This is a genomic window from Telmatobacter bradus, assembly GCF_048629425.1.
GTDB lineage: Bacteria > Acidobacteriota > Terriglobia > Terriglobales > Acidobacteriaceae > Telmatobacter > Telmatobacter bradus.
Window position 1 is genome coordinate 1,622,171 of record NZ_CP184532.1, and the last position, 18,261, is coordinate 1,640,431.

At 58.7% G+C, this 18,261-nt stretch carries 10 protein-coding genes; 6 read left to right on the plus strand and 4 right to left on the minus strand.

Annotated elements, in window-relative coordinates; translation table 11 throughout:
• The first annotated feature begins 379 nt into the window (after window positions 1-379).
• The gene (locus ACOBR2_RS07005) at window positions 380-4,249 is read left to right on the plus strand and encodes a carboxypeptidase regulatory-like domain-containing protein (protein WP_420239318.1); all 3,870 of its coding nucleotides are present in this window, start codon (window positions 380-382) and stop codon (window positions 4,247-4,249) included.
• A 243-nt stretch (window positions 4,250-4,492) separates the two neighbouring features.
• Window positions 4,493-5,227 (plus strand): GntR family transcriptional regulator, encoded by a 735-nt coding sequence (locus ACOBR2_RS07010; RefSeq protein WP_420239319.1) that lies wholly within the window; start codon window positions 4,493-4,495, stop codon window positions 5,225-5,227.
• Window positions 5,228-5,298: 71 nt separating this feature from the next.
• Here ACOBR2_RS07010 and ACOBR2_RS07015 read toward each other — a convergent pair whose 3' ends face one another.
• The 4 genes from ACOBR2_RS07015 to ACOBR2_RS07030 all read right to left on the minus strand — a co-directional run bounded on the left by ACOBR2_RS07015 (window position 5,299) and on the right by ACOBR2_RS07030 (window position 10,005).
• Window positions 5,299-6,882 (minus strand): aldehyde dehydrogenase (NADP(+)), encoded by a 1,584-nt coding sequence (locus tag ACOBR2_RS07015; RefSeq protein WP_420239320.1) that lies wholly within the window; start codon window positions 6,880-6,882, stop codon window positions 5,299-5,301.
• Between the two features lie 86 nt (window positions 6,883-6,968).
• Window positions 6,969-7,889, minus strand: coding sequence for a dihydrodipicolinate synthase family protein (locus ACOBR2_RS07020; RefSeq protein ID WP_420239321.1), 921 nt, complete (start codon window positions 7,887-7,889; stop codon window positions 6,969-6,971).
• Entirely contained in the window at window positions 7,886-9,043 is a 1,158-nt protein-coding gene (locus ACOBR2_RS07025) for an NAD(P)/FAD-dependent oxidoreductase (protein WP_420239322.1), read from the minus strand. Before ACOBR2_RS07025 ends, ACOBR2_RS07020 begins: the two co-directional genes overlap by 4 nt.
• Window positions 9,034-10,005, minus strand: coding sequence for a proline racemase family protein (locus ACOBR2_RS07030; RefSeq protein ID WP_420239323.1), 972 nt, complete (start codon window positions 10,003-10,005; stop codon window positions 9,034-9,036). Before ACOBR2_RS07030 ends, ACOBR2_RS07025 begins: the two co-directional genes overlap by 10 nt.
• A gap of 230 nt (window positions 10,006-10,235) precedes the next feature.
• Here ACOBR2_RS07030 and ACOBR2_RS07035 point away from each other — a divergent pair, with 230 nt between their 5' ends.
• The 4 genes from ACOBR2_RS07035 to ACOBR2_RS07050 all read left to right on the plus strand — a co-directional run bounded on the left by ACOBR2_RS07035 (window position 10,236) and on the right by ACOBR2_RS07050 (window position 18,247).
• Window positions 10,236-13,043, plus strand: coding sequence for a DUF5695 domain-containing protein (locus ACOBR2_RS07035; protein ID WP_420239324.1), 2,808 nt, complete (start codon window positions 10,236-10,238; stop codon window positions 13,041-13,043).
• A gap of 10 nt (window positions 13,044-13,053) precedes the next feature.
• Complete coding sequence (locus ACOBR2_RS07040; RefSeq protein ID WP_420239325.1) at window positions 13,054-14,967, plus strand: beta-L-arabinofuranosidase domain-containing protein; 1,914 nt, start codon at window positions 13,054-13,056, stop codon at window positions 14,965-14,967.
• Between the two features lie 141 nt (window positions 14,968-15,108).
• A complete protein-coding gene (locus ACOBR2_RS07045; protein ID WP_420239326.1) occupies window positions 15,109-16,593 on the plus strand; it encodes a family 43 glycosylhydrolase in 1,485 nt (494 codons plus the stop codon).
• Window positions 16,594-16,672: 79 nt separating this feature from the next.
• Complete coding sequence (locus ACOBR2_RS07050; protein ID WP_420239327.1) at window positions 16,673-18,247, plus strand: APC family permease; 1,575 nt, start codon at window positions 16,673-16,675, stop codon at window positions 18,245-18,247.
• The last annotated feature ends 14 nt before the right edge of the window (window positions 18,248-18,261 follow it).

Sequence of the window (18,261 nt, forward strand, 5' to 3'; positions counted from 1 at the left end):
GAGCCTCTTTGTATACATTGAAAATAGAAATACTCCTATTTCAGGCACTTGAAGATTGTCTTTCTATAGGGCAAAAAGAGGGCAGCATCGCTCCAGCGGTTGAGCCGTTCTTGCGGCTGGAAAAGTGCAGTGTGCTGCTTTGTAGTGCCCCAGCAGGCATTTCTAGGCAGAAGAAGAAATTATTTCCGTTTTTCGTCTTGCAATAAATACATTCTCGCATACATAATGACGTACTAAGAAATGCCGTACATGCGTACGCGATGCTGTTCCCCGCAGACCGCCAACGCTCCTGACAATTCCGTACCAATAACGGCTCTGGTCGCTTTCTTTGCCGCTCTCTCTTCATTTTGGCTAGGCCAACGCTAAAAGGAGTCTAACGATGCTTTGTAGACTATGGTTCCGCACCCTCGGAACATCCCTGTTCTGCCTCTTGACGGCCCTTGGGCCGCTCGCGCGCGCCCAGTCCGGCGCACAGGGCAAGATTGCCGCTACGGTTGAGGACAATTCGGGGGCAGTGATCCCCGATGTGCACCTGGAACTGACGGCGCTTGCCACTAACGACGTGCGCACGGCCACCACACAAAGCCAGGGCAATTACCAGTTTGTGGGGCTGCCCATCGGCACCTACCAGCTCAAAGCCAGCAAAGACAACTACGCAAACGCCCTGCAGGAGACCATCGAGGTCCACTCTTCGCAAACCACCAGCGTCACGCTGATTCTTAAGGTGGGCAATGCCAGTGAAACCGTTGCCGTCAGCGCCGATGCGGCTCCGTTGCTCGACACCAACTCGAACTCGATTGGCCAGGTAATCGACCTGAAGCGCATCGAGGATCTGCCCATGGCCGGGCGCGACCTGACCTCGCTGGGTTCGCTCTCGGCCGGCTATACCGGAACGCCGGGCAGCAGCACGGGCGTCTGGAATGGCCAGCAGTTCAGCAATCAGGGATCGAACGTGGATGGCGTGGTGGGCGCGCCTACCCGCGGCAAGTACGATGGCGGAATCGAACCATCGGCTACGCCGCGTCTGGAAAACATCGCCGAGATGTCGATTGTGACCGACCAGTTGGATCTGGATGAGGGATTCGGCATGGCCACGATGCAGATGAACTTTGTGACCCGTGCCGGCACCAACCAGTATCACGGCCGTCTGTTTGAGGACGCGCGCAACAATGCACTTTACGCCAATAGCTATGCCAACAAGGTTGAGGGAGAGCGCCGCAACAAGGTGGTCTATAACGATTTTGGTGGCAGCGTCGGCGGTCCGATTCTGCATGACAAACTGTTCTTTTTCGGTGGCATTTCCTCGCACCGCGATCGCAGCAGCGCGACCGACACCAACAATTATCTGACCAGCGCAACGCAGTCCGGCAACTTCACCTATACCGACACCACTGGAACCACGCAGACGGTGAACCTGCTGACGTTGGCCTCCAAGTACAACACCAACAACGGCACGAGCCTGCCCACCACGGTCAACAGCACTATTGCCAGTGAGCTGTCGTCGATCAACGGCTCGCTCAGTTCGGGTGCCAGTAGCACGACCTCCGACAGCAACATCAATCAGATCAACTGGCAGACGGCCAAACCCAACATCGAATACTATCCAACGGTGCGCATCGACTACAACGCCTCGCAGCGGTTGCGCATGAATCTGGCAATGAACCTGACCAATCAAACTATCACGGGAGAATACGCACCCGACTTCCCGGGCTCGACCTATAGCGGGCAGGGCGGCAGTTACCATACGCGCGATTACACGGCGTCCTACGGGCTTGATTACGACATCACGCCGAACATGATCAACCAGCTCAAGATCGGCTATCTGTACAACGTGCACCAGTACGCCGCCGACGCCAAGCCCTACTACGCCACTGATCCGACGATTTACTGGCAGTTGAGCAACTACGGCTTTAACAGCAGCATGTCGGGCCAGGTCTTCACCGAACCAACGTCCAACTACTACCCGGTCCTCAACGTCTCCGACGCCGTGAACTGGCAGAAGGGCGCGCACGCAATCAAGTTCGGCTTCTCGGGCTATCGTGAGCAGGACCACTACTGGAATGCGCCGGCAGGCTTCCCAAACATCGATCTTGGTCTGGCCACGGGCGATCCTGCGGTCAATGCCTTCACCAACAGCTCCAACGGCACACTACCGAATGCCAGTAGCACAATTCTGGGCGAGGCCGAGAATATTTACGCTGTGCTGGCTGGTCGCATCGACTCCGTCAGCGGCAGCTACGCCTATTCGCAGAAGACGGGCTCATACGCAACCTCGATTGGTGCCTACAATCTGGACGAGCGGCAGACGGCCTGGGGCCTGTTCTTTCAGGACTCCTGGAAGTTGCGCCGCAACCTGACGCTGAACTATGGCCTGCGCTGGGACTTTACCGGCGACAACTACGATTTGACCGGAGCCTACCACTCGCTGTCGGAGGCCTCGATCTACGGCCCTTCCGGCATCGGCAATCTCTTCAATCCGGGTGTGGAAACCGGTACCAGCAACCCGACCATCGACGCGCGTCAGCACGCCTACTCGCCGTGGGATGTTTCGCCCCAGCCGGCCTTCGGTTTTGCCTGGACTCCGGAAGAGCCCAAGGGCTTTCTGGGCAAGCTGGTGGGTCGCAGCCAGACGGTTGTGCGCGGCGGATTCAGCCTGCGCCGCTACACCATGCCGCAGCAGTACTACTGGGATAACGCCTCGGCCTATGGCGCGTTCTTCTACCAGAGCTTCTACCTGAACGCCAATAATACCGGAGAGAAGGGAACCTTCACGCCTGGTTCGCTGGCGCTGGGCAGCACCATGCCGGCCTACGGACTGTCACCTACCAGCTATCTGAAATCCGAGTCTCTGTCGGACTTCACCTTCCTCAATACACTCTCGATGACCGGCATGGATCCGCACATCAAGCAACCGTACAACGAGAGCTGGAACTTCGGTATCGAGCGCCAGTTCGGCCACAGCGCTTTGGAAGTGCGCTACAACGGCAACCGCTCACTGCACCAGTGGCTGGCGATTGATCCGAACGAAGTCAACATCTTTGAGAACGGATTTTTGACCGAGTTCAAGAATGCGCAGGCCAACTACAAGGCCAACCACGCGGCGGGCGTCGAAAGCTTTGCCTATCGCGGACTGGGCGGCCAGAGCAAGCTGCCAATCTTCGATGCAGCCTTCGCAGGCGAGTCAACCGACACTACCGGTGCCGTGGTTGACTATGCCAACAGCACCTTCCTGAACCTGATTGAAACCGGACAGGCGGGCTACATTGCTTCGGATCTGAGCGGCGTCAGTGGTACGACGACCTACTTCTGTAATTTGGTTGGCACCAGCTTTACGCCCTGCGCGACCAATGCCGGATCGACCAGCTCAGGCGCAGGCTACGCGACCAACTTCTTCCAGGCCAACCCCTACGCAGCCGGACAATCGACCAGCTATATGACGGCCATCGGCTTTAGCACCTACCACGCGCTGCAGGTTGACTACCGCATGCAGAACTGGAAGGGCTTGGCCTTTGACACCAACTATACCTTTGGCAAGACGCTGGGCATTGGTTCGACGTTGAACTGGACCGGCGGCGGCGACAACGTGATGACCTTGCGCAACAAGCACCTCAGCTATGGTCCTACGCCGTATGACATTCGCCAGTCCTTCCACTGGAACGGTACCTACGATCTGCCCTTTGGCAAGAACAAGCCTTTCCTGGGGAATAACGCACTGGTGAGTCGTTTTGTTGGCGACTGGACGGTAGGTTCCATCATCACCTTCCAGAGCGGTTCACCCACGCAGATTCTGGGCGGCAACTACACCTACAATGACTACGCCGATAGCGGCGTCACACTGAGCGGCGTTACCCGCAAGCAGTTGCAGAAGGCGGTTGGCGTACACCGTATTCCGGGCAGCATCTATGCCACCACGATCAATCCCAAGTATCTTGCGAGTTCGAGTGGCGGCGGCGCCAACACCACCTACATCAACCCGAACACGACGCCCGGCACCATCGGCGATGTGATCTACCTTTACGGACCGCATGGTTTCTATCACGACCTGTCCCTCTCGAAGAGTGTGGCCGTGCATAACAACATGCGCTTCCGCCTGCAGGGCGAGTTCCTGAACGTCTGGAACCACCCGGTCTTCGGCAACATTCCTTCCTATGCCATGCTCAGCGCCAACGTGCAGTCGACCAGCTTCGGAATGGCGCAGGTCTCCAACAGTCCACGGCACATCGAAATCCGCGCTAACTTCGAGTTCTAAACTGTCTTGTCCACTTCCGGTCCTTGCGCCAACCAGCGCAAGGACCTATTTTTTTGCCTTCCAATGCATGTTTTGAGCACGCTCATCCCGGTGGGCGAGATTGCTTCACCCAATTGCGTTGCAAGCAGAAACAGAGCACAGAGTTTTATGTATTCCTCGTTGTATGCTGTATAAGGTGAAATTTGTCCGATGGGTTTCGTCGTAAAAAAGACCTACGAAGCCGAAATGAGAAAAGAGTTATCCATGCCCGTTACAGGCACAAAAACCAAGCGCCCCAAGGCCGCCAAGGCCGAACACGGAACCAGCGTCGATTCAGCCTTTCTGCGCATCCGCGATCTGATCGTTCAAGGCCGCATGGCGCCCGGCATGTGGATCGTCGAAGGCGACCTGTGCGAGCATCTGAACCTGAGCCGCACACCGGTACGCGGCGCGCTCTATCTGTTGCAGCGCGAGGGCTACATCATCGAGCACCGCAACGGCTCCAAGGCGCGTATGGTGGTGGCTCCGCTCACCAGGGAAGATGCCTTTGAGTTGTATCCGCTGATTGCGCGCATTGAGGGACTGGCTGGCCGCCGTGCCGCTGAGCGCTCCAAGGCCGAGCGCACGCTGCTGGTGACGCCGTTGCGCAAGATCAATGAGGAACTGAGCCGCATTGCCTCTGACCAGAGCATGCAGAACACCAATATCTTCGATCTGGATCATGAGTTTCATCGGCTGATTGTGGACGCTGGATCCGGACAGCGCCTGAACGCGCTACACCGCGCCATTGAGCCGCAGACCGAGCGCTATTGGCGGCTTTATGCCAGCTCAATCACAAATCAGCTTTCCTACTCCGTGAAGGAGCACGAGGAGATTATCGCCGCACTCGACGCAGGCGACGCTGACCGGCTTGAAGCCGCATTGCGCGCCAACTGGGAGCTTGGCTGTCAACGCCTGGCCAGCGTGATTGAAATCTTTGGGGAGCGCGGCAGCTGGTAGCGCGCAAGATTCGCAAAAAAACAAGGGGAGCCATCGCGGCTCCCCTTTCTGCTTCTTCTGGCAAAGATCTGTTACAACGAGGAACGGGTTTCAACGCCATCGACCAAGCGCAGAATGCCCAGCGGATTGGCGTTCTGTAGTTCGGCGGGCAACAGAGCATCGGGTAGATCCTGATAGCAGACCGGGCGCACGAAGCGATCGATGGCCCGCGTACCCACCGAAGTAAAGCGCGCATCGGATGCCGCCGGATAAGGTCCGCCATGCACCATCGCATGCGAGACCTCAACGCCTGTAGGAAAGGCATTGGCAATCACGCGGCCCGCCTTGGTGGCCAGCACGGTAATCAGCTCCTGCTGGGCAGCAAAATCGGCATCTGTGCCAAAGATGGTCGCGGTCAACTGCCCGTCGAGGGCGGCGGCAGCACGTACGTAGCTGGCAAGATAGGGGCACTCAACCAGCAGCGTCGTCGGCCCGAAGATTTCTTCGGCGAGCGTGGGATGCTTTTCCAGCTCGGCCAGCGTTGTGCTGTAGAGATGTGGCGCGGCATTGCAGAAGGGCGCTTCGGCTGCTGCTTTGGCTTCGGCCTCGCGCGTGGACTGCTGCGCCCGTTCGACGGTCAACTGCCCGTAGGCCTTGGCGATGCCAGCCGTCAACAACGGCAACGGCGTAGCAGCATCGACCAGCTTCTTCAGGCGCGTAACAAACGCCTCGGCACCATCCATTTTGGTCCAGAAGATGATTCCCGGCTTGGTGCAGAACTGGCCTGAACCGAGAGTGAAGGAAGCAAAAAGATTCTGCGCAAAACCTTCCGGATCGGCCGCCAGAAACTTGGGCAGCACGAAAAGCGGATTGATGCTCGACATCTCAGCGAAGCAGGGAATTGGCCGAGGACGGCTGGCAGCCAGATCCATCAATGCACGGCCACCACGCTGCGAACCAGTGAATGCTACGGCCTGCACCAGAGGATGCAGCACCAGCGTTTTTCCTAACTCATTCCCGGCGCTATAGAGCAGAGAAAACACCCCTGCCGGCATTCCTTCTTCCGCCACGGCCTGCTGGATGGCAGCAGCAACGATCTCACTGGTTGCGGGGTGTGCCGGATGCGCTTTGACGATCACGGGAGAGCCCGCGGCCAGCGCGGCGGCTGTATCTCCACCTGCCGTAGAAAAGGCCAGCGGGAAGTTACTGGCACCGAAGACAACCACAGGACCGAGGGGACGCAACAACGAGCGTAGTGCGGGGCGGGACAGCGGCTTGCGCTCAGGCTGTGCCGTATCAATGCGAGCGCGTAGCCAGGAACCCTCTTCCAGAATGCTGGCAAACAGGCGCAATTGCCCCGTCGTACGCGCCGTTTCGCCCTTCAGACGGGGCAGCGGCAAGCCGCTTTCCGCATGGGCACGCTCGATGAGCGGCTCAGCTACTGCATCGATTTTGTCGGCGATGCGACGCAGCAAGGCAGCGCGTTGCTGACCTGAAGCTGCCGCAAAGGGACCAGCGGCCTCGGCCGCCAACTGCACGGCGCGCTCAACCTCTTCCGCGCAGGCTTCGGCATAGCCCGGTTCCAGCTGCGCTCCGGTCAAAGGATTGATTCCGTAAAAAACAGCAGCGCTTGCGCCGCGTTCTTTTCCGATGAACGAACGACCTGTCAATTCCATGGAAAACCCCTGCTCCATCCCAACATACCAAAGCATGTGAAACGGTTTGGCCCGGCCGAGACCGGGCCTTGGCAAAACCGTGTGATTTAAAGCGTGAACGGTGTGCTGGCAATGGCCGTCTTGGGACGGTTGGCCTGCGCGAAGGCAACGATCTTGCGCGTGTTTTCCAGCTCATCGCCCACCACGACCAGGCGCGGTGCACGCACACGGGCCGAACCAATGCCAATCTCCTGCTGCACCTGCTTGATCAGCTGCACGAACTTGGCCACCGTATCCATGCGCAGCAGCGGCAGGAACCAGCGATAGAGCTCGAAGGCTTCTTCCTTCTTGCCGGCGCTGGCCAGATTAAACAGCTCAACCGACTCACGCGGGAAGGCATTCACAAGGCCAGCAACCCAGCCCGTGGCGCCTGCGTTGATTCCCTCGACAATGCTGTCGTCTACGCCCACGAAGATCGTCAGACGATCACCGAGCAGAGCGCGAATTGCACTCACGCGGCGCACATCGGTGGAGGACTCCTTGACGGCAACCAGGTTCGAGTACTCGGCGGCCAGTTCGGCGATCTGCGCCGGCAGGAAGTCGGTGCCGTAGGCAACCGGATTGTTGTAGAGCAGACATTCGAGCTTGGTGGCGTTGAAGATTGCGCCCACGTGCGCCTTGGTCTCGCGCCAGTCGCTCAGATAAACGTAGGGCGGCAGAACCATCAGGCCAGCGCAGCCAACGCTCTCGGCCACTTTGGCCAGCTCAACGGCTTCGCTGGTGGAAAGCGCGGAGATGGCGGCAACCACGGGAGCCTTCCCGTCCAGAGCCTTGACCAGCGTCTCAAGCAGAAGCTTCTTTTCCGCCAGCGTCTGCGTGGCGGCCTCGCCGAGTGAGCCAAGACTGACGATGCCCGTGCAGCCATTTTCAATAAGCCACTGTGCATGGCGTGCGATGAAGGCCGTGTCGAGCTTGTCGTTGGGGGTGAAAGCGGTAGTCATTGCGGGCATAACGCCAGTCCAGTTCATAGGTTCTCCTTGTGGGTGTTCAATGGGATTGGCTCGAGCAGCCGAGCGGGAAGATACGGCGTCGGGTCAATTGCTGGAGCGCGCCCGGTGAGCGCGCAAGCAAGCAATTCGGCCGTCGCCAGCGAAGTGGTAATGCCTAGCCCCTCGTGGCCGGTGGCCAGCCAGAGTGAGCTGTCGCGCGGATCGGGTCCAATCAGCGGCAGCTTGTCGGGCGTTGAGGCGCGGAAGCCGGTCCAGGTGCGGATGACCTGCAACTTCTCCAGACCGGGCAAATATTGAGTGCAACGGCGCAACATCTTGCCGAGCAAAGCATGGTCGATCTCGGTTCCATCCTGGCCAAACTGGCGCGAGGAACCAATCAGGATCTGCCCCGTAGCACGCGGCTGTACGTTGCAGGCTACCGATTCGGCGGTGAGCTGTTTGGCGCTCTTCATGTAGCCGAGCTCAACAACCTGATGATGCAGAAATCCCGGGTAGCGGTCGGTAATGGCGAGATGGCCTTTGCGCGGCTTGACCGGCAGACCGGGCATGACGGAGCCAGCCTGCGCTCCACCGGCATTTACCAGATGGGTCGCGTAAAGCACGGTGCCATCGGCCAGATGCGCTTCGCCGTCTGCCAAATGCGTACAGGCCGAACCAAGCAGTAGGGTCGCGCCGAGGCTGGCAGACTCTTCCAGCATGGCTTTGACCACCATCGGCGGAAAGACGACCGAATCGCGGGGTACCAGCAAGCCTCCGGCAAGCCCTGCGCACAGCTCGGGTTCCTCGGCTTTCAGTTCGGCGGCGGAAAGCAGGCGAGCGGGCAAACCGCGCTCCGTCAGATAGTTGAATTTGCGCTCGGCCTCGACCATTTCCTCGTCATCGGCGGCCATCCACACAGTGCCGGGTGAGCGGAACTCAGCGCCTTCAGGAAGCTTTGGTCCCAGTGCATGCCAAAGAGCCTGCGAGTAGCTGCTGAGCGCGTATTCGGCCTCGTTGCCGTCAAGAATGACCAGATGGCCCATGCCCGCCGCGGTCGCGCCACTGCCCCAACATTCCTTTTCCACCACGGCCACACGCAGCCCCGCACGCGCCAAGGCCAGCGTGCAACTGGCACCGACGATGCCGCCGCCGATCACCACTACGTCGTAGCGTTGCTGGTCTTTTATATGCATGCTGGAACCCCCAGACGAAATGGGTCATTCTCCTCGAAGATCAGGCGGCTTTCCGCCGTTACCGAGGCCGTACTGCGAATGCGCGGCAGAATCTTTCCGGGTTGGGCGGGATCCAGCTCGTAATAGCCCTCGAAGACTGTGCCCAGAATGCCCTCCTGCCGCCAGAGCGCGCCCGGGGCAAGCTTGCCCGCAGCAGCCAGACAGGCCAACTTGGCGCTGGTTCCGGTGCCGCAGGGCGAGCGATCATAGGCATTGCCCGGGCACATAACAAAATTGCGGCTATGGTTGGCCGCATCGCTCGGCGCGGCAAAGAGTTCCACGTGGTCGATTTCGGCTCCATCTTCGCCGGTAATGCCTTGTGCTTCAAGCGCCTTGCGGATCGCCCGGGTAAACTCACTCAGGCTGTCGGCATGCTCAATGACCAACTGCTTGCCGTGGTTGGGCACCAGAAAAAACCAGTTGCCGCCCCAGGCAATGTCGCCCGTCACCACGCCATAGCCGGGAACTTCGACCGGCACTGCCGCACGATAACAATAGGCAGGAACGTTGTGGATGGTCACCGCGCCATCGGCCGCAAGCGTGGCTTCCACCTCGCCAACTGGCGTCTCCAGCCGATGTACGCCGGCCCGGATGCGGCCCATATACGCCAGTGTCTTAACCACGCCGATGGTGCCATGGCCACACATTCCCAGATAGCCTGCGTTGTTAAAAAAGATCATGCCTGCCGCGCAGGTTGGATCCACCGGCTCCAGCAGAAAGGCCCCTACAAGTACATCGGAGCCACGCGGCTCACAGAGAATCGCACGGCGCAGGTAGTCGTAATTCTGGCGCAGCAGAGCCACACGCTCGGCCATGGAGCCCGAACCCAGCTCGGGAAACTCCCCCAGCACGCAACGGGTCGGCTCACCCGCAGTGTGCGAATCAATCACGGCAATCGAAGCTGGTACAAAGCTGTCTTCCATCGGTCTCGCTCGTAAAGTGCTGTTTTTTCTCGATTCATGGCCTTCCATTCGGCCTTGGCCTGCCCTTTGCGTCTTGCAATTGCTTGGAACAAGCGGCCAAATAGAAAAATACTTGGCGTGTCTTTCGCAAAGTATACAAGTTTGAATACAATCAGACCATGTTGATGCTGTAAATTATTTTTGACTGACGCATCGGCTCACAGAATTTGCTCTATCCCCAGGGAGGCACCTTGTTGATCTCTTCTTCCTTCCGTCCGCTCGCACTGGCCGTTGTGCTGGTTGCAGGGCTTCCGCTTGCCGCGCAATACCCGGCGGGGCGCGCGCCGCATCTGGGCCCACTCTTCGACCAGGGTGTGGCTCACTATCAGACGCCTGGGTTGAATCTGACACTGATGCGCTCCTCGGGAACCGTTGCCGGACTGGAAGCGCCGCTGGAAGCCTCCAAAGATCCGCATGCGCCGAAGAGTTACGACTTCTCGCCCTTCGATCTGCTGGCTGCCCGCTCGGTTGACGGCTACTATCACTTGGGCGATCTGAATCTGCGCCTGCGCACAGCGGGCAATGAGCACTGGCAGAGCTTTTCCACGGCGCATGAACGCCATCCGGTGATTCCACTTGCGCCCAATCCCGGCGAGCTTGAGCGGGACGATCTGGCTCCGACCTTTGCCGCCGATTTTCCTCTGCGGGCAACGCGCCTTTGGACCATCGAAGACGGGCATTTGGTGCTGCGTTTTACGCTGCATAATCCCGGCACGCGCGCCATCGAGATTGGTGCGCTTGGCATTCCGATGGTCTTCAACAATGTGCTGACCGGCCGCTCGCTGGAAGAGGCCCATGCGCTGGCCAACTTCTCTGATCCATCGATTGCGCTTGACGCTGGCTACGTGCAGGTGACGCGTCTTGATGGGCACGGTCCGGCGCTGCTGGTGGTACCCGATGGCAAGACGCCTTTTGAGGCTTACCGGCTGCTCGACAATGCGCCGCGCCACGAAAAAGTTTCAGCCGACGCCGCCGCATTCGAAGAAAAAACGCCGCGCCAACAAACATTTGAAGGCTTCTACGAATGGATGAGCGCCTCGCTTGCTTACCAACAGAACGAGTGGAAGGGCGTGCAGGAATGGAATCCGGCCACCAGCTTTATGCTTGCTCCCGGAGAGACGCGCAGCTTTGGCCTGCGCTTTCTGGTTTCTGATTCCATCCGCGACATTGAAAAAACGCTGATCGCCGCACAACGCCCGGTTGCGGTGGGTGTGCCCGGCTATGTGTTGCCCGAGGATATTGACGCGCAACTCTACTTGCATGCGGCGCAAGCAGTACGCTTTATCGCAGTTGAACCCGCAGGGGCCATGGAGATTCAGGCCGACGGCACAACCGCGCATGGCTGGTTGCGCTACACGCTTCGTGGCAAGCAGTGGGGTCGCGCGCGCCTCATCGTTACGTACGCTGACGGTTCAACCGAGAGTATTCACTATCGCGTGATCAAACCGGCCAGCCAGGCTGTCGATGATCTGGGACATTTTCTCTTCACTAAACAGTGGTTCGATCAAAAGGATGATCCATTTCATCGCGCACCGTCGATCATCAGTTATGACCGCGAGGCCAACGCACAGGTTTTGCAGGACCAGCGGGTATGGATTGCAGGTTTGAGCGATGAGGGTGGTGCAGGCTCGTGGCTTGCCGCGGCCATGCAGGAGTACGCACGGCCTGACCAGAAGCAGGTTGCACAACTCGAAGCCTTCGTCGATGGCGTTCTGTGGGGGCATCTGCAAAATAGCGATGGACCGCAGAAGTACGGCGTACGGCGCAGCCTCTTCTACTACGCGCCCGATGAATTGCCCGCAGGTTCCTATGATCCCAAGATCGACTGGTCAACCTGGGAGAGCTGGAAGAAGGATGATGCGGCCGGCGTCTGGCGTTCCTATAACTATCCGCACGTGGTGGCAGCCTATTGGGCGCTCTACCGGATCGCGCGCAACCATCCGGGGTTGGCAACGCATCATCCTGCCGACTGGTATTTGAATCAGGCTTACGAGACGATTCAGGCCATGCTGCACTTTGCCGATGGACAGGCCTCGCTGGGGCAGATGGAAGGCACAATCTTCGTCGATGTGCTGGACGATCTGCGCAACGAGGGCGAGAGCGCAAAGGCCGACAAACTTGAAGCGGCCATGCGCGCACGCGCTGATGCCTGGCGGCAGCAGGCCTATCCTTTCGGCAGCGAAATGCCTTGGGACTCAACCGGCCAGGAAGAGGTCTATGACTGGTGCCAGCGCTTCGGCTTTGCCGACAAGGCACAGGTGACCGTGGACGCCATTACCGGTTATATGCCGACGATTCCCAGTTGGGGTTATAACGGCAATGCGCGTCGTTACTGGGATTTTCTCTACGGAGGCAAGTACCCGCGCATTGAACGGCAGATGCATCATTACGGCTCGGGGTTGAATGCGATTCCGTTGCTGGATGCTTATCGCCATCATCCTGACGACCTCTATCTGCTGCGCGTGGGCTACGGCGGCAACATGGGCGCGCTGACCAACATCGATCAGGAGGGATTTGCCTCGGCCGCCTTCCACAGTTATCCGGACAAGATGGCCTATGATCCTTACTCGGGCGACTACGGTCCGAATTTTCTGGGACACGCTCTGGCTGCGGCAACGTATCTGACCGAAGACAGTGAATTCGGTTGGCTGGCCTTTGGTGGCAATGTGAAAACCGAAGGCGACACGGTGATTCTTACCCCGCGTGATGCCATGCGCCAGCGCATCTTTGTGGCTCCGCTGGCGGCCTGGATTACACTGGATGGCGGACGTTTTTCCAGCCTGCGCTATAACACCAAAACGCATGCCATCGATGTGCAGCTTGACGCTGCCGATGCCTTTACACCCAAGGCCTATTTGCGCATTGAATCCACCACGGCCAAGGCCACTGCGCTTCATCCCGCCACGCAGTTGGCCCTGGAGCGCAAGGCCTATGCCATTGAGTTAGGCAAAACCCCGACCACTGTGCATCTGATTGCAGACGATGCCGCAAAACACTAGGAGTGTTCCGATGATTCCGACGAGAAGAGATTTTTTACGCACTAGCTCACTGCTTGCGGCTTCCGGGTCTTTGCTGCACCCGGCGCTGCGCGCGCTCGCACAAGATGCGTCTACGGATGTGCCTGCCTCGATCGACCGGCATGGTTTTGAAAAGATCCAGTGGAAGGCCAGTCCGTTTCCGATGCAGCAGGTGCGTCTGCGCTCTGGCTACTTGAAAGAGCTGCAGGAACGCGACCGCATGTATCTGTTCATGCTGTCGAATGACCGACTGGCGCACAGTTTTCGACTTACGGCAGGCAAGCCATCGACGGCACAACCGCTGGGTGGATGGGAAGCGCCCGACTGCGAATTGCGCGGCCACCTTGCAGGCGGACATTATCTTTCCGCCTGCGCGCTTATGTACGCCTCTACCGGCGATGATTCGCTGCGCCTGAAGGCCGAGAACCTGGTGAACATGCTGGCCGAATGCCAGCAACCCAATGGCTATCTGGGCGCATATCCTGAGAATTTCTATGACCGCCTTAAGGCGCATGAACACGTCTGGGCACCCTTCTACACCTATCACAAAATCATGGCTGGCCATCTGGACATGTACGCGCACTGCGGCAGCCTGACGGCGCTTGAAACCTGCAAGCGCATGGCGGGATGGGCCATTGAGTGGACCAAGCCGCTCAGCGATGAGGAGCTGGAAAAGGTCTTCAAAACCGAACATGGCGGCATGAATGAAGTCATGTTCAACCTCTATGCCATTACCGGGGAAAAGAAGTATCTGGATGCTGGCTATCGCTTCGAGCACAAGGACTTCTTCAAGCCGCTCGCGGCCCACGAAGACAAGCTAGCCGGGCTGCACTCGAATACCAATATCCCCAAGGTGATTGGCGCGGCGCGTGGCTATGAGATGAGCGGTGACGAGCGCTATCGCGACCTGGCCGAATACTTCTGGCACACCGTGGCCGAGCATCACAGCTTTGCGCCTGGTGGAACCTCGAACAACAACGAAGGATGGAGCGACCCAGACACGGCGGGCACGCATCTGGCGCCCGGTGGACAGGAGTGTTGTTGCAGCTATAACATGCTCAAGCTGACGCGCCACCTCTACGGGTGGAACCCGCAGGCGGCGTGGATGGATTACTACGAAAAGCTGCTGTGGAACGTGCGCGCCGGCACCATGGACGACGACGGAATGACTATGTATTATGTGCCCACCATTCCGGGCGGATGGAAGACCTTCGGCGATCCCTACGAGGCCAACCTCTGCTGCACCGGAAGCGGCGCGGAAGAGTACGCCAAGCTGGTGGACACGATCTACTTCCACGAGGACGCCACGCTCTATGTGAACCAGTTTGTTGCCTCCGAGCTGAACTGGCCCGAGAAGGAAGCGCACATCGTGCAGAAGACCAACTTCCCTGTGGAAGAAGCTACGACGATTACGCTGCATGGCGCACTCAGCCAACCCTTTGCGCTCAAGATTCGCGCCCCGCGCTGGGCCGCAAAGGTGAGCGTGCAGATCAATAAGGAAGAGGTTGCGGCCACGGTCGACAAGGATGGCTACATCACGTTGACGCGCGCATGGAAGGCTGGCGACAGCATTACCCTCAGCCTGCCCATGAGCCTGCGGCAGGAAAGTGTGCCGGGCAGTCCTGATTTGGCCACGTTGGCTTACGGGCCGCTGGTTCTGGTGGCCTGCATGGGCCGCGATGGGCTGAGCCGAGCCATGATCGACGCTGGACAAGGCCCGGACATGGGCCAGTTGCCCGCGCTGCCGATGCCGACGTTTTCTGGAAGCGATGCCAACTGGGTGCGCAAGGTCGAGGGCGACGAGCTTGTCTTCGAGACTGTGGGTCAGAAGAAGAACTTTATCCTCAAGCCGCTCTATCGTGTTCTGGACGAGCGCTACTCGGTGTACTGGCAAAAGCAGGCATAGCCACGACGGGCACGCATGCCGCATGCGTGCCCGCTTTCACTTAGCGAAAGGCCCCGCTTGATGCAACCGAAGTTTTCTGTTGGCTCAATTTTCCTTTTCTGCCTCGGGCTTGCTTCACTTTGTGCGCAACAGCCTGCAGGCGTGCCCTTCCACTCGAACGGCAATCCGATTCTTGTTGATGGTTCGTATTACTCTGCGGATCCCGCGCCGCTGGTGGCAGGCGATACGCTTTACATCCTGGCTGGTCGCGATGAAGCGCCTGCCGACGTGAATGACTTCATCATGAATGAGTGGCAGATTTTTGCCACCAAGGATGTAGCTTCAGGCAAATGGATTCACTATCCTCATCTGACGCGCCCTGAGCAGCTTTTTCACTGGGCTGCACCGGGCCGCGCCTATGCCGGACAGATCGTGGAAGGGCATGATCATCGCTTCTATTTTTATGCTCCGGTTGCACAGGCTACCGACAAATTTCATGATCCCTTCGGCGTTGGCGTAGCCGTGGCCGATTCCCCCTTGGGACCATGGAAAGATGCGCATCCCTCCGGCCCCATCGCATCTCAGGCCATGCCCGAGGCCAGCCGCATTCAGAACATCGATCCCACGGTGATGGTGGATGACGATGGCCGGGTCTACATGTATTGGGGCACCTTTGGCCAACTGCTCGGCGTCGAGCTTGCACAGGATATGATCACCCCCATCGGCCCTGTTGTGCACGTCTCTTCGCTCAAGGGGTTCTTTGAAGCAGCATGGCTTTTTAAGCGCGGCAAAACCTATTACCTTTCCTATGCGTCTAATCTCGTTGGGCCGGAGTGTACACCCACGCTCTATCACGCCTGTCTGGCTTACGGCACGAGTGATTCGCCGCTGGGGCCGTGGACCTATCGCGGCGTGCTGCTCGGTCCAGTCTCATCGACGACTTCGCATGAGGGCATCATCGAGTTCAACAAGCAGTGGTATCTCATCTACCACACGGCCGATGCCAAGGGTGGAGGTCACTTCCGCCGCAGCGTAGCCATCGACAAACTCGAATGGGACGACAGTACAACGCCTGCTACGATTCGCAAGGTCATTCCCACGCGTGCACCGCAAGCCTCACGCGCGCCCAGCCGCAACATCGCGCCTGCGGCCTTTGCCTCAGCATCGAACGAACCCATCGCTACGCAGTTCTGGATCAAGGCGCTCAACGATGAACGGGTACCGGCCGATCCTCTGCCGCCAGAGATGTGGTCTACGTGGAAGCCACAAGAGATTCCCTCCAAGCCGTGGGTTGAATATGCATGGAGCAAGCTTGTTACGCTCAACGGCACACGACTGCGTTTTTGGGCAGATCACGATGCTGGTGCGGAGGATGGCGTTGCACCACCCGCAAACTTGCAGATCAAATACTGGAATGGTTCTGCATGGGAGCCCGTGAGCGAAACGCAGCGCGATGCAATCACCACGGAGTATTTTGTTGACGTTGCATTTACACCCGTCACAACCGCATGCCTGCGCGTGGAGTTTACGGCTTCTGGCAAGTCCAATCGTAACGCAGGTGTTGCGCTCGAAGAGTGGGAAGCACTTGCGCCCACTCCTATGCCTTTGCCAGCGGTAAATACGCAGCTCGGCAATTGCCCACGTTAACGAGCACGCGGCGCATGTTTTCACACATGCGCCGCGCACTCATACCATCTTGATCCATCCAGCGATAGAACATACGTACATGGCACAGACACCGAAGACGCCCACTTCCCCGCATGAAGCTTTTCTGGCGACCTCACCGCGACTGACTGCCACCGGCCTGATCTCAGGCATGGGTTTGTTCAGCGCCACTGCACTTGTTATCGGTTCCATGGTCGGCTCCGGCATTTACATTGTCGAGGCAGACATGGCACGCACTCTCGGTTCGCCAGCGCTGCTGGTGCTGGCCTGGGTGATCACCGCGCTCATCACCATGATTGGAGCGCTCAGCTACGGCGAACTGGCGGCAATGATGCCGCATGCCGGAGGTCAATATGTCTATCTGCGAGAGGCCTTCGGACCACTCTGGGGCTTTCTCTATGGATGGACTTTTTTCACCGTCATCCAGACCGGATCGATTGCGGCTGTTGCCGTGGCCTTCGGAAAATTTCTGGGCATTCTCTATCCCTCCATCTCTACCACGCACTGGATCTGGCACATTGCGCACGTTCCCGCGCTGCGCATGGGCTCCATCGAGGTCGGCAACATGGAGATCGGCCTGAACACCGCGAATCTGGTGGCCATTGCCGTGATTGTTCTGTTGGCAGTGGTCAACTGCTTCGGTGTTGCGCTGGGCGCAATGGTGCAGAACGTATTTACCTCTGCCAAATCCATCTCGCTCATGGCGCTGATTCTTGTCACCTTCAGTGTGGGTGTCAATCACGAAGCGTTGCACGCCAATTTTGGCGCGGCATTCTTCCATGGTGCAGGGTGGTCAACCCTGCATCCACTGGCGCTCGCGCATGGCGGCGCACTTTGGGTCAATGTGTTGATCGCGCTTGGCGTCACGCAGGTGGGGTCGCTGTTTTCTTCTGACTCCTGGAACAACATCACTTTCACGGCCAGTGAGGTGCGCGATCCGCAACGCACGCTTCCGCTTTCCCTCGTGCTGGGCGTCGGATTCGTGCTCACCTGCTACATTCTGGCCACGCTCGGCTACATGATGGTGCTTCCGCTCGTGGGCGATCCGCATGGAGCAACCATTGCAGCGCGCGGCATTCAGTTTGCCGCAGACGACCGCGTTGGCACCGCCGTACTTGAACAGATCTTCCACACGACCGGCGCATTCTTGATGGCAGGAGCAATTTTGATCAGCACTTTCGGCTGCGTCAATGGACTCTCGCTGGCAGGTGCGCGCGTTTATCTGGCAATGAGCCGCGACCGGCTCTTCTTTCCAGCCGTCGGTCGCCTGCATCCCCGCTTTCGCACACCGACGACGGGCCTGCTGGTGCAGGCGGGCTGGGCCATGGTGCTGTGCCTCTCTGGTTCTTATGCACAACTGCTCGACTACATCATCTTTGCCGTGCTCATGTTCAACATGATGACCATCCTTGGCATCTACGTGCTGCGCGTGAAACAGCCTGATGCAGAGCGTCCCTACCGCGCATGGGGCTATCCGGTTTTGCCCGCGATTTACATTGTGCTGGCCACGGCAATCTGCATAGTGCTGCTGCTCTACAAACCGCAGTTCACCTGGCCAGGGTTGATTCTGGTTCTTACCGGCATTCCGCTCTACTTCCTCAGCCGCTACCTCTGCCGTGATCGAGAGGCTCTTTAACCCGGAGCTCATGC